Source organism: Psychrobium sp. MM17-31, assembly GCF_022347785.1.
GTDB lineage: Bacteria > Pseudomonadota > Gammaproteobacteria > Enterobacterales > Psychrobiaceae > Psychrobium.
Window position 1 is genome coordinate 501852 of the sequence record NZ_JAKRGA010000001.1, and the last position, 15021, is coordinate 516872.

At 44.1% G+C, this 15021-nt stretch carries 3 protein-coding genes; all 3 read right to left on the bottom strand.

Annotation, left to right across the window (positions count from 1 at the left end):
* Positions 1 to 96: 96 nt before the first annotated feature.
* The 3 genes from MHM98_RS02245 to rpmI all read right to left on the bottom strand — a co-directional run bounded on the left by MHM98_RS02245 (position 97) and on the right by rpmI (position 15003).
* The gene (locus MHM98_RS02245; protein WP_239437597.1) at positions 97 to 13914 is read right to left on the bottom strand and encodes a putative Ig domain-containing protein; all 13818 of its coding nucleotides are present in this window, start codon (positions 13912 to 13914) and stop codon (positions 97 to 99) included.
* A 515-nt stretch (positions 13915 to 14429) separates the two neighbouring features.
* On the bottom strand, positions 14430 to 14783 hold the full coding sequence (rplT, locus tag MHM98_RS02250; protein ID WP_239437599.1) for a 50S ribosomal protein L20: 354 nt from the start codon (positions 14781 to 14783) through the stop codon (positions 14430 to 14432).
* A 22-nt stretch (positions 14784 to 14805) separates the two neighbouring features.
* The gene (gene rpmI / locus MHM98_RS02255) at positions 14806 to 15003 is read right to left on the bottom strand and encodes a 50S ribosomal protein L35 (protein WP_239437607.1); all 198 of its coding nucleotides are present in this window, start codon (positions 15001 to 15003) and stop codon (positions 14806 to 14808) included.
* Positions 15004 to 15021: the final 18 nt, after the last annotated feature.

Genomic DNA, 15021 nt, shown 5'->3' on the forward strand with positions numbered 1-15021 from the left:
AATGTGATGGCCTTTTTGTTTTCCCAGGGGGCTAACTTTATTCAAAGTAAAAAGCCCGAGTGATAACCCGGGCTCTTGTCATATAAACGGCGCTTCTTATTCAATAATCATCACTTCAACGCGGCGATTTTTAACACGGCCTTTAAAGTAATTATTGCTAGCGATTGGCGCGGTATCACCATAGGCCTTTACGCGAATACGCGACTTGTCGATACCCGCGGCGGTTAACATATCGCGAATGTTATTTGCGCGCGACAATGAGAGCTTAAAATTATATTCGCTGCTGCCTACATTATCGGTGTGGCCAAAGAGTACGGCACGCGATGATGGACTTGCCTTCATTAGCTTTATTGCGCGGCTAATTTGCTCACGTCCCCTTGTATCGAGGCCCTGTTCATCATGATCGAATCCGACGTATTCGATAAAGCGTGTACTCGCAACTTTTTCTACGACAGGCTTAACCACCTCTTTTTTGACTTTCGCCAATTTTGGAGCCAGTTTAGGCGCTGGTTTTATCGGTGAAGGCTTAGCCGCCTTTTCGCGCGCTTCAACACCAAAGCGTCGGCCAAAGTGAACGGTAAACATATCGGCATCTTCGTCAATAGTTGTCCATTGAATTCGGCTAAACCAATTCGCGTCCCAGTCATATTCAAAGCCAGCACCAAGATGTACAGAATTGCTTTCCACCTGAGTCACTTCAACGTTATGGCCTTTGGTATCTAGTTCACTGCCACCAACAAACGCCAGCAGACGACCATTGTCAGTTACAGGCCAATATCCCGTCAGTTGCAGACCAATACTGCGATAGTCAATACTCTGGCTATTGCTGATCTCATATTTGTCTAAATTGGCATAATAGCCTTCAATGGCAAAATATTGATTGAACTGCCAACCAGCGCCGAATTGCCATGCGATGTTGTTTTCTGTATCTAGTTTTACATCATCTTTTAGCGGCGTTAATGCCGATGCGCCAGCCCCTAGATGCACAAAGCCATGGCTTGAGCGCTCTTTTTTAGTATTGTCTGCTAAAGTGGTTGGAGAGTAGCCAACAAGTGACAAGGTACCAACCATGCCAACTACAGCTAGCAACGGCAACTGGCGCATACGACGCGATAGCGCTGCGTAACCTCGATTAAACTGAATTTGTCGCAACATAAACAACATTCCTAATAATACAAAAATAAAGAGTGATACTGAGCCACCTTTAGTGCCAGTTTTATATTCAGGCTCAGGCGTTGGCTCTGGTTTTGGTGGTGGCGGAGGTGTCACAGGATCAACTTTCTTCGGCGCTGAAATAGCGACTGGGTCAACGATCATACCGTTAATTAAGCCATCGCTATCATTAGCGCCACCATCAGTGATTTGTAATAGTAAACACATATGGCCTTGAGTTAAGCCGCTTGTGTAATCATCGATGTCGGTTGAACAGACACCGTCTGACACAGCTGGCGCAGTGGCAAATGAATCTTCACCACTCACATCGTAATCTTTCCAACCATCAGTCGGGTTGAACTTACGCAAGCTCGCATTCTCAGGAATCGCCTGCGTTAATGGAATAAAGATTGGGATCATCGCCCCGGCTTCAGGTAGATTTAATGCTTCATAATCGAAAGCGTCTAGGTGATCAAAATCATTATCAAGCGCTAGGCTCTCATCGACTTTACCTCCTTGACCGTCACCAAACTGCGCGATGCTTTCTTCCGACACCTCACTACCGTTGTTGCCCGCAAGAATAGCCACCACACCGAGGCGCAGTTTAATGCCGTTTTGCGTCATCATTTTGAAAGTATCTTCGCTAACAATCTTGGTGGGAATAGTTTCTTCCTTATCGCTGTTACCGTTGTCGGTATCGACATTATCGGCGACACCGTCACCATCACTATCTTTAACGGCGAGTTCACCACTATCGCTAATATTAACAACATAGTGTGCCGTCGATGATAATGCTTGACCATTAATGGTGCGAACAACAGTAACAGACACCGGATAGAGACCAGCAACTAACTGACTCACCACAGGCTGCTTGATATCAGTTCCCGATACCGTCATGCCGGCATCTGTTAGCGAATCAAGCGTCCAGTTATAAGTCACTTTAGTGGCTGTTAGACCACCAAAGTATGTTTCGAGACCTAATTGGTCGTCGCCAATCTCAGTCGATTCTACCCACAATACTGGAATATCGTTGCGCAGCGGATTACTGCCCGACTCTATTTCTTCGATATCAGTAATGCCGTCACCGTCACTATCAGATTCCGGTGTAATAGATTCACTGTTATCGCCACCCGTTAAGAACTCTTCAACGGCATCGCTAATTCCATCACCATCACTATCACTAATCTGCTTGATAGCAAACAAGTCTTGTAGCTCTTTTAAGGTTGCCGCTTGACGCACTTCATAGGCATCAGACAAGCCATTAGCATTAAGATCGAGCTCTTTCGTATCCTGACCATCGTTAATGGTATCGGTTAAGAAAGATTCAATGAAATCAACCACACCGTCATCATCAACATCATTGTCATCGGCGCGTAATGGGTTACCACCCAAGGTCACTTCTAGTGCATCGTTGATGCCATCGTTGTCATAGTCAGCAAATTTCTCCACTTCCCCTTTGCCGTTAACCAAACCAAGTGATTTAAGATAAGCATTAACCGTATTGGTTAAACCATTGCTTGCTACCTGTGCACCGTTGTCGGTTGGATCATTGGCATCTAGTGGATCACTGCCACGAGCTACTTCTAATGCATCAGGTAAACCATCACCGTCGCTATCGGTTGACGGCGAGGTATTTGGCACACTTTGACCGCCAATTGATGCAAGATATGCTTCAACTGCATTAGTTACACCATCACCGTCATCATCACCATTACCATTGAGGGTTGGCGAGTTGTTGTCGGTAGACGATGAACCTATGCGCTCTTCAAGCTCATCAGGTAGGCCGTCATTATCACTATCCCCTTTAGTAAGATCACTAATCAACACCTTTAACTGCTCAATGGTTCGGGTTGCAGGATTGGCTGCCAAGGCTTTATTAAGCGCATCGAGAACGTCAATGGTGATACCTTTAATACCTAGTTTTTCAAAGTCTTCAACTGTCGGCTTAGTGGAGCTTCCACCGCTTGTTGAATACTCATTGATTAATTTAAGGGCATTAATTTCATCAACAATTACTTGAATAGTTGACGGTGTCACAGGCAGTTGCTCAGGCGAAATTCCACCAACACGCTTATTCACCTCTTCGATATTACCGCCGTTTACGCCTGTCACTCCAATAGCAGTGTATTTATCGACTTCAATAGTAGATGTCGTTCCACCGGTAATGGCGTTATTGACATCATCGATGTCTTTATCGATACCATCGAGCACATCAGTCACTTCGATCACTACTGTATTGGTTGCGCTAAGTGCACCATCACTCACCTCAACGCTTAAGGTATAAGTAGTGAGAGATTCAAAATCAACCGCAGCAAGCAGACTTAACTGACCCGCATCATCAATGGCAAATGTATTATTGAGATTGCCCGAGGTAATGCTGTAGCTAAACTCGGTATTAACATCAATATCGCTCGCAAATAGCGGCGAACCAACTGCACTGCCAATCGCAGTATCTTCAGCAATGCTAAACTCGGCGTCATCAAGTGTTGGCGGGTTATTCACATTAATTACATCAATGCTAAAGCTTGCCAAGCTATCGCTTAATCCTTCGCTATCAGTCACGCTAATCACGATATTGTTGTAGCTGCCCACTTGACCGTTCTCCGGCGTTCCGGTTAACACACCAGTTAGGCTATCAAAGGTCATCCAGCTTGGTAGATTCTCAATCGCAAAAGTAAGCGAATCACCAACGTCAATATCACTGGCTGTTGGCGCAAAGGAATAAGTTTGGCCTTCATCGATTTCTGTTACAGGCGTGCCGCTAATGATTGGCGCATCATTAAGATTGTTCACCACAATAGTAAATGGTGCTAAATCCTGAGATAAGCCTGCCGTATCAGTCACACTAATCACGATGTCATTGTATTCGCCAACTGCACCATTATCACTGATGCCAGATAGTTGACCAGTTGCGACGTCGAAGCTCAGCCATGATGGCTGGTTAGTAATGGAGTAAGTAAGCACGTCACCACCATCGATATCACTGCCTGATGGCGTGAAGTTATACACGTCACCTTGGTCAATAGTAGCCGATGGCTCTGCGCCAGCACCAACTTCGATAGCAGGCGCTTCGTTAACATCGATAAGGTCAATAACCAAGGTAGCAGTATCACTAGCGCCTTCAGCGTCTGTCGCACGAACAATTAGCTCAAAACGCGAATTGGATTCATAATCTAATGCTTCGATTTGAGCAACAACGACTTCACCATTGGCGTTAATATCAAAAGCATTACCCGTGTTGCCACTGTCGATAGCATAGGTTAATGCGTGACGATCAACATCTTGTGCTGTATGTGTTCCAATAACACTGCCAACGGCGCTATTTTCAGCAATTGACATAAAGCCGTCGTCATATACAGGATCTTGGTTAGTGTTTTGAACTTCAATGGTAACCGTCATCGCGCTCGACAGCTCACCATCATTAACACTAATCACTACATCATCATGCACATTGGCATCGAAGATAGTTGGCGTACCTGTGATTTCACCTGTGTTTGCATTAATGCTCGCCCATGGCGGTAAATTACTAGCACTAAAGCTCAGCGAATCGTTTTCAATGTCACTGGCTGTTAGTAGCCAACCATAAGCCTGCGCTTCGACGGCAACAATTGGCGTACCAGATATAACGGGAGCATCATTTACTGCCATCACCGTCATAGGAATAGTTTTAGTGACATCTGGATTACCATCAGCTTTCACCGTAAAGGTAATATTCCCGGTGCCATGCTTGTTGGCTTTAGAGCGCAGTGTTAACTGCGCACTGGCGCGACTACTAGAAACAACAAGCGGTGTAACAGGCTCTAATAAATCGGCGTTATCAACACTCACTTCAACGGTGACCGATGGTTCACCAGCAAAGTCGATGTTTTCTAATGTGACTGTATAAGGCGCGTAATCTTCATTCAGTGCAATTGATTCCGTCGAGATATTTGGGAAATCAAGTACAGCAGGGATCACAATGTCAAAGCTCTTAACAGCACTTTCACCGTACATATCCGTTGCAATAAGCTGGATATTAGCAGCACCAAACTGGTCAAGAATACTCGCTACAGACAGGTTGTAAGCCGCATTTTCATAGTCGACAAAGCTTAACTCTGTAGTTGGCGCAACGCTTACATTAACCACTGAAGGCGTACTGTTGTTTAGTGACAATGTCAGCTTGTCTTTATCGCTATCAGTTACCATAAAGCCTAGTTGATAGTCACTAAAGTCTTCTTGCTGTGTCTGCTTAACCAATTCATCGCTAGTGATGGTTGGCGCCACATTGTAATTTGTCACTTCAATCACAAAGTCTTTGCTTGCATTATTATCATCGCTATCAACCGCGGTTAATGTCACTTGATAGTTATTGTCAGTGTTGGCATCTGCTGGTAACTCAAAATCTTGCGCTGGTAGCGTAAATTCGCCCGTGGTTGAATCGACGCTAAATAGCGCGGCATCATCACCGGTTAGCGCGTAGCTAAGCTCACCGATATGCTCACCAGTGGTTTGAATAACAGGTGATTGATACACCACATTTTCACTAACCTTGGTTGCACCAATATCATTAATGCTGAATGTTGCTGCTTCAACAACATCCGTCACATCGATAGTCACAACAGCTGTGTCGCCTAATTCACTGTCGCTCACCTCAATGGTTAGGCTGTATTGAGTTTTGTTCTCAAAGTTAAGTGCGCTTGGCGTTTTTACCGTTAATTGACCATTGTTATCAATAGCAAACGCATCATCGCCATTACCGTTAGTAATGGTATATGAAAGTGTGGTTGCTGCATCAGGATCGCTAGCACTTAACGGTGTGCCAACCAAGGTATCAGCCGTACTGTTTTCAGCGATGGCGAAATTTTGATTCGCTAATGACGGCGGTTGATTAACATTAATCACTTCGACATTAAACGCCGTTAATGCGGCGTTTGCGTCAGCGTTATCTGTAACCGTAATGACAATATTACTCGTCGTGCCCACGTGGCTGTTATCTGGCGTACCAGATAATTGGCCTGTTTGGGCATTAAAGTTCGCCCAGCTTGGCTTGTTAGTGATACTAAAGCTCAAGCTATCATTGTTATCGATATCTGACGCGACAGGTGTAAAGCTATAAGGAGCGTCTTCAAGCACTGATGTTGCCGGTGCACCGCTAATCACTGGTGCATCATTCACATTTACTACTTCGATAGCGAAACTTGCTAAAGAAGCTTTTGCACTCGCCTTATCAAGCACACTAATCACAATACCGTTGGTGGTACCAACATCGCTGTTATTCGGTGTACCTGCTAAGGCACCAGTTGCGCTGTCAAAGCTCGCCCAACTCGGCTTATTAACAATACTAAAGCTCAGCTCATCACCAACATCTTGATCGCTCGCGCTTGGCGTAAAGCTATAAACAGTATCTTGGTTAACGCTGGTATTTGGCACACCAGAAATTACTGGCGCGTCATTACTATTACTTACCGTAATAGTAAAGGCGGGCAGTGATGCCGTTGCATTGGCTTTGTCCTTCACCGATATCACGATGTTTGCAAAAACGCCGACATCAGCATTTGCTGGCACGCCACTGATTTGGCCGCTGCTGGTATCTAATGACAACCACGACGGTAAATTAGTCGCGCTAAAGGTTAGCTCATCGTTTACGTCAATATCATTGGCACTTGGAATAAAGCTATAAGCTTCACCTTGCAATACACCACCCACTGGTACACCAGAAATAGTCGGCGCATCATTAACGTTCGTGACTTCAATACTAAAGGCGGCTAAGCTCACTTTTTGATTGGCGGCGTCTTGCACACTAATCACGATATTGGCGGTTGTGCCAACATCACCGTTGCTCGGCGTACCTTGCAGCACACCGTTTGTGGTATTAAATACCGCCCAGCTTGGCTTGTTGGTGATGCTATAAGTAAGCGTATCGCCATCGTCGATATCATCACCTTGAGCAGTAAAGCGATATGCGCTGCCCTGAGCAATAGTTGTTGTTGGTGTGCCCGTGATCGTTGGTGCGTCATTGACGTTATTCACCGTCACGCTAAAGGCAGGTAGAGAAGCCCTAGCGCCTGCAGCATCTTGTACGGTTAACACAATATTGGCGTAACTGCCGACATCGGAATTAGACGGCGTACCAGAAATAACCCCAGTTGATGTATTTAGCGTTAGCCAGCTCGGTAAACCAGTTGCGCTAAAGCTATGGTTATCACCACTATCTATATCAAGTATGCTCGGGGTAAAGCTATATAAGCTATCTTCGTTTACTGACGACGCAGGCACGCCAGAAATTGTTGGCGCGTCATTGACGTTAACCACTGCAATGGCGAACGCAGAGAGACTGGCCTGTGCATCATTGCTGTCAGTTGCCGTGATAATAATATTGCTGTAATTACCAACATCACTATTACTCGGCGTGCCTGAAAGCTTACCCGTAGCCGTGTCAAAGGCTAACCAACTTGGCCTGCCGGTAATGCTAAAGCTAACGCTATCGCCTAAATCAACATCAACCACACCAGGAGTGAAGCTATATGCTACGCCTTGGTTAACTGTTGTTGCAGCAACGCCGCTAATCACAGGTACATCGTTGGTATTTTTAACGGTTAATTCAAACGGCGCTAGTGAGTTACTGCCATTACTGCTGTCGGTGACAGTCAGCGTAATGTCACTATACACACCCACATCGCCATTGCGCGGCGTACCTTCAAGGGTTTGAGTGGCTTGGTTAATGGTTAACCACGACGGAATATTTGCGCCGCTAATAACATGGGTGTCACCGACATCAAGATCAGAAATAGTTAATTTGAAGCTATAAGCACTGTCTTCATCGACAAATAATGCAGGGGTACCTGTAACTATCGGCAAGTCATTAACATCAGTTACCGTCACAGTAAATGGCGCTAGCTGTGCTGATAGATTCAGAGCGTCTTTTACGGTAATCGTAATGTTGCTGTGATCGCCTAAGTCGCTATTTGTTGGTGTACCAGACAAAATACCCGTCGCGCTATCAATAGTTAGCCACGTCGGTAAATTAGCAGCGCTATAGGTTAATGTATCCCCCGCATCAACATCATTACCTAGGGCGGTAAATTGATAAAATGCGTTCTGAGCGATAGTTGTTGGCGCAGCGCCGCCGATAGTTGGCGCTTCATTAACGTTAGTTAAGCCAACGGTCACCAATGCTAGATCTGATAAACCACCATTGTCTTGCGCTTTGACCTCTAGTGTAAATTCAGCGTTAGTCTCATAGTCTAGCGCCGTCACATCATTAACCGTAATTTTACCATCGTTATCAATCGCAAAGGCATTACCTGTGTTACCCGACTCAATGGAATACGTGTGAACATCACCGGCGTCAATATCACTAGCGATATGAGTGCCAACTAACGTGTTATTGGCTGAGTTTTCTGCAACAGTAAAGTCAGTATCTGTATAAACTGGCGCTTGATTAACATTATTAACGTTAATGGTAATCGACAAATTAGCACTTAATGCACCATCAGAAACTGTGATTACCGCATTTGAACTACCTTGATCGTTAACCGTTGGCGTACCACTAATTTCACCTGTTGCTGCATTTAGAGTTACCCACGCTGGCAAACCAGTTTGGCTAAATGTAAGTGCGTTTTTGGCATTATCAATATCATCAAATGTCGGTGTCCAAGCATAGGCTTGAAGCTCGGTTGCCACTGCTGCACTGCCGCTAATCGTCGGTGCGTCATTCACAGGGTTTACCGTAATAGTGATGTCTTTTGAAACAGGAGTTTGCCCATTTGCTGTAACAGTAATAGTCGCGGTAGTACTTCCAAATGCATCAGCAATGGACTGCAACGTAAACTTGCCTGTTGTGCCGTCGACACTATTTAAGATGACTTGAGAGACAGGTTGCACCACAGTGCTATCGCTAAAACTCACATCTATCGTCAAACTCGATTGGCCTGCAAAATCTAAGTTTTCCAGCGACACATCAAAATCCGAGAAATCTTCGTTTAACGAGATATCTAATGAAGCAAGCGTTGGGAAATCTAATACCGCAGGAATCGTCATGTTAAAACTAGCAACATCAGTCACGCCATACATGTCAGTGGCTACAAGCTCGATGGCCGCACTACCGAATTGATTATTTATGGAGTTAATCGCAATGTCATAGTTACCAACGTTATACGCCGCATAATCAATGGCGGTTGTTGGTGAGACACTAACATCAACAATCGTCGGCGCACTGTTATTGATGCTGAGCGTAATGTCATCTTGATCGGCATCAGTCACTGTAAAGCCAAGTGTGTAATCGGTAAAATCTTCCGCTTGTGTTTGATCCGTTAGATTAGTTTTATCGATAACAGGCGCAACGTTGAAATTGGTTACCGTGATAACGATGTCTTTCTCGGCTGTGTTTTGGTCATCATCCGTCGCAGTTAACGTCACCAGATAAGTATTATTGGTATCATTATCTGCTGGCGCTTCAAAGTCTTTCGCGCCAAGTCCCAATTCACCGGTCGCCGTATCTAGTGTAAATAGCGTGGCATCATCTCCCGATTTAGAGTAAGTCACATTGCCGATTGGTGTGCCGCTAATTGCTGCAACAGGTGATTGATAGACAGTATTCTCAAAAACTGATGTCGATTCAATATCAGCGATACTAAAGTTCGATATTTCCTGAACATCGTTCACTGTCACAGTAACTGAGGCTGTATCGGTTAACGCGCCGTCACTCACTTCAACTGTTAATGCGAAAGACTGCCTCTCTTCAAAGTTAAGCGCACTTGGCGTTAATACCTGCAGCTGACCATCATTAGTGATTTTAAATGCGTTATCTCTATTGCCGCTTGTAATGCTAAAGGTATGGCTATCGCCTATATCAGGATCAACCAAGCTTAGCGCAGTGCCAACATTGGCATTCAATACGCTGTTTTCAGCGATAGAAAAACTGCCACCACTTAAAGCCGGTGCTTGATTGAGATTAACAACTGTAAGGTCAAAGGCAGCTAACGATGCCGTTGCATTTGCAACGTCTTTGACACTAATCACGATATTACTTGTCGTGCCAACATCGTCATTAGTTGGAGTACCAGAAAACATACCCGTCGCCGTATCAAACGTCGCCCAACTTGGCGTCGTTGAGATACTAAAGGTAAGTGTGTCGCCAGTATCAACATCATTGGCGGATGGCGTAAAGCTATAAGCACTGTCTTCATTTACAGAAGTAATTGGAGACCCACTGATAGTGGGCGCGTCATTGACGTTATTTACCGTAAGGTTAAAGGCCGCTAAAAATGCAGTCTCATCTTCACTATCTTTCACGCTAATGACGATATTACTTGTGGTGCCAACATCATCATTAGTTGGAGTACCAGAAAGCTCCCCCGTCGCCGTATCAAAAGTCGTCCAACTTGGCGTCGCTGAGATACTAAAGGTAAGTGTGTCGCCAGTATCAACATCATTCGCGGATGGCGTAAAGCTATAAGCACTGTCTTCATTTACAGAGGTAATTGGAGACCCACTGATAGTCGGCTTGTCATTGACGTTATTTACCGTAAGGTTAAAGGCCGCTAAAGATGCAGTCTCATCTTCACTATCTCTCACGCTAATGACGATATTATTTGTGGTACCAACATCGTCATTAGTTGGAGTACCAGAAAGCTTACCTGTCGCCGCATCAAAAGTCGCCCATACAGGTTTATTGGTAATAGTAAAAGTGAGGTTGTCTCCTACATCTATATCATTTGCCGTCGGTGTAAAACTATAGCTAGCATCTTCATTGATAGTGATAGCAGGCGCACCTGAAATAGTCGGCGCGTCATTAGTATTATTAACAGTGATTGCAAAGCTCGTTAAGTCACTAAATAGACCGCTGCCATCTGTAATTCGAATACTTATATTGGTGTAAATCCCGACATCGTCGTTACTCGGGGTTCCCGATATCTGGCCAGTATTAGGATTAACCGTCAGCCAAGATGGTGCATTAATTAAACTGAACGTTTTGGTATCGCCCGCATCTACATCATTAGCTGTGGGGGTAAAGCTATACAACGCTTCTTCATTGATCGAACCTGCTGGTGTTCCTGTTATCGCTGGCGCTTCGTTAACGTTGGTTAAATTAATTACTACGGAAGCCGTATCGCTAGCGCCGTGTACATCTTCGGCACGTACCGTTAAATTAAAGCTATTTGACGCAGCTTCAAAATCTAATGCATTGTTCGCTTTAACGCTGATAACGCCACTGCTATTTACTTCAAACTGACCATTAGGATCACCAGTAGCAATACTGTATATCAGTACTTCTTCGTCCGGATCTCCCTGTGTCATTGTCCAGAGCGTATTACCTACTGCTGAATTCTCTGGCAAAGAAAGTGTTTTATCATTGAGTATTGGCGCTCTATTTAGCGCTAAGGTCGATACTCGAACACTATTGTCGCTGCTGGTACTTGCGTTATTCGTATTGTCTTTATAATCACTCACACTATCTGACATGATAGTTGCGGTAACTATACCGTTAGTCGATGCGATCACTTGGACGTCAAACACACGGCCATTGTTAGGTGATTGCTCGGTAATGCCACTACAGCTCGCGATGGCTGAGCCACTTAGTACAATATCGGCGCAGGTAAAGGTCTCTGGTTTTATCGGCTCATCAAAGGTTGCACGGTAAACTATGGTTCCGTCGCTAGTATCTGGATCAGCTTGGCTGCTAGCTTGCTCTATGCTGACATTAGGCTTAGTCGTATCTGCATGCCCTAACATCAGCATATTAGTATCACCACCAAATGGTGTTGGCATAAAGTTATTGCTGCTATCTTTCACCGAGTTCGAATTCATCGCGATAGTCAACGGGCCGTTATTAGCTGTCGTTAATTCAATGAAATACTTCGTATCATCATGCGGTGTCCCTTCCGTTATAGAATCACAAACAGCGCCTGCCGCACCTGCTATTGTGAAATCACCACAAGTTAATGTACTTTCATCGATGGGATGCCCGAACTTCAAACTAAATTTCACTGTAGTTTTATCAAGCACTGGATCTTGCTGATTAGATGTTTGAGTGAAAGTTACTGTGGTCAGACTATCAACCGGGCGGATCCAAATTGCACCTTTAGCTCCTCGGCCACCATCTGCTTTCTTACCATTGGTATTCTTACCAAAGATACCGCCACTACCAGCACCACCATATATGTTGCCGTCAAAACCATCTTTGGCCTGCGAATTACTACTACTGACTTTACCGTTGCCACCGTCTCCAGCACCGTCGGGGAAAAATGCCGTATTAGCAACACCACCACGACCGGGATCAAAACCATTCGCACCATCGCTGCCGTGACCGGCATATCCACCAGCACCACCGCCAGCACCAGCTTTTAAATTATTCGAATTATCATTGCCATTACCACCGTCACCGCCGTTAAAACGAATTTGCCCGATAGAGTCAGACGCTTGTCCGCCAGCAGCTCCCGTTGTTTGACTTGTGGTTTCCGCACTACTTGGGGTTTTACCACCTGCTGCTAGTACCAAAGCATTATTAGCATTCGTCAGGGTGAAATAACTATCCTCGCCATTTTTTTTTGATTCACCAACATTATTTTTACCGCCAGCGCCAACAAAAACTTTATAAACTTCACCAGGTAATACTGAAATCACTGAACTTGCAGATGCACCGCCACCGCCGCCACCGCCAGCAAGTGTTGGCCCGTTATTTCCATTACCATCAATCACTGCTTGACCACCGCCTCCGCCGCCGATGGCTAATACTTCAATCGCATAAACATTACTAGGAACGGTAAATTGACTATCCGATGTATAGGTTTTTAAATCAAAACCTCTGCAATCCTCTGGGCGTACAACATAGCGTGGTGAAATATCGCTCGTGTTATTTAAATCGCGGATTCGAATGTTAAAAGCCATTCTATTCGAGCTACTACTCTTGTTAACAATAACAGGTGAAGAGCTGCCAGAAGCCAATACCATGTCGTTATCATCTATTACCTGCATTTGAGTGACAGTGCCGGAATCATCATGCCAATGAACTTGATACTGAAAAGCTCTGTTGTTAAGACACATGCCACGCACTGTATCTATTTCGATATTATCGACATTGTCACGCACCACAAACAGTGACGCACCACAGGTAGCAAAACTTACTTTGCCATTTTGAACAATGGCTTGATTCGATTCATTAGAGGATATGCCATCGCTACAGCTGGCCAAAAAGTCTTGTGTTAAACCCGATTGCCCAAGCTCCTGTCCTGCATGCTTGGCGTAAATAGAAACAGGCGTGCCATCGGGGTAATCGACATTAATACTAAGCTCGATAGGTTTAGAAAAAATTAAATGTTGATCTTTGATGCCAAACTCAAAGGCGTGGACATCGCCCTCTATTTGAAACTGTGAAGCATCACTTTGATGCAAGGTTAACTGACGATAATCTATTGCGCCGCCAGAATAGCGACTAACCCGTGTATTTTTATGAACTCTCGCATAGAGACTGCCTCTTTCATCATTCACGTTTACCTGTTGTTCAAAAGTAAATGATAGTTGCTGTTCTTCGCGCTCTACAATACTTAGCGCCTGTTTATCAACTAGATACAGTGGTGTCGTAGAATCTAAAAGAGGAGGTGTTTTTTCTACTAGAATGTCAGTAGGCAAAGATTGCTGCTGAGCAACATTACTATCTTGCATCTGCCAATATACCGCACCTGTGCAAACCACTGCACCGATAGCAAATAGTGACTTATAAAATGATCGAACAGAACTGTTAAACGACTGTTTATCTGACTTGGATTTAGATACCACATCCATGTTTCACTCTCCGAACTCTATCTTTTACAGAACAAAGCCAAGAAATATGTAGTGACTCAATGCAGATTAAGACCACTACGACATGAGAAATCTTCCTTGACTTACTACTACAGGTATAAGTACAGGTTAAAACTTATACTAAACAAGAGTATATGATGAACAATATAGATTGTATACGGAAAAGTAATTATTCAGATAAGAATGAGACTTTTAGGTAAAAAGCACTAATTTTTATAATACTTTTTTACTATCGAAAGATGTATTTCATTGAAGATAATAATTAAACCTTAGTCTAAAGTCATTGAATTTTAAAGATTAACTAATTTACGTGCAAGTTAACACGCGGGCAAAAAACAAACAACTGCCAACTAACGATTATTTTGCACATAAACTATCAAGCGGCACTTTAGTGATATCGTGTTTAAAATACCAATAGTAAAGTATTAGATTGGATTTCAGACAAATAAAAAGGAGCCCGAAGGCTCCTTTTTCAGTAACTCAAAAGAGATTTTGAATTAAAGTGCAGCTTTTGCTTTTTCAACAAGAACGCTAAATGCATGCTTATCGAATACAGCGATGTCTGCTAAGATCTTACGATCGATTTCAATAGATGCTTTCTTAAGACCGTTGATGAAACGGCTGTAAGACATTTCGTTTTGACGTGCAGCAGCATTAATACGAGCAATCCATAATTGACGGAATTGACGTTTACGCTGACGACGGTCACGGTAAGCATATTGACCAGCTTTAGTTACAGCTTGGAAAGCAACACGATAAACACGTGAACGTGCACCGTAATAACCTTTAGCTTGCTTTAAAACTTTCTTGTGGCTCGCGCGAGCCTGTACACCACGTTTTACTCTAGGCATTGTTCAAATTCTCCAGTAAGTCTTATGCGAAAGGAAGCATACGGTTGATTGAAGGAACGTCCACTTTGTGGATCATACCTTTAGAACGTAACTGACGCTTACGCTTAGTACTTTTCTTAGTCAGGATGTGACGTAAGTGGTTGTGTTTGAATTTGAAGCCACCAGAACCCGTTTTCTTGAAACGTTTCGCAGCGCCTTTACAAGTTTTCATTTTAGGCATAATAAAATCTTCTACTTC

Excerpts from the sequence above, each read along its gene's own strand:
- MHM98_RS02245 (WP_239437597.1), bottom strand. The coding sequence starts at position 13,914 with ATGGATGTGGTATCTAAATCCAAGTCAGATAAACAGTCGTTTAACAGT.
- rpmI (WP_239437607.1), bottom strand. The coding sequence starts at position 15,003 with ATGCCTAAAATGAAAACTTGTAAAGGCGCTGCGAAACGTTTCAAGAAA.
- rplT (WP_239437599.1), bottom strand. The coding sequence starts at position 14,783 with ATGCCTAGAGTAAAACGTGGTGTACAGGCTCGCGCGAGCCACAAGAAA.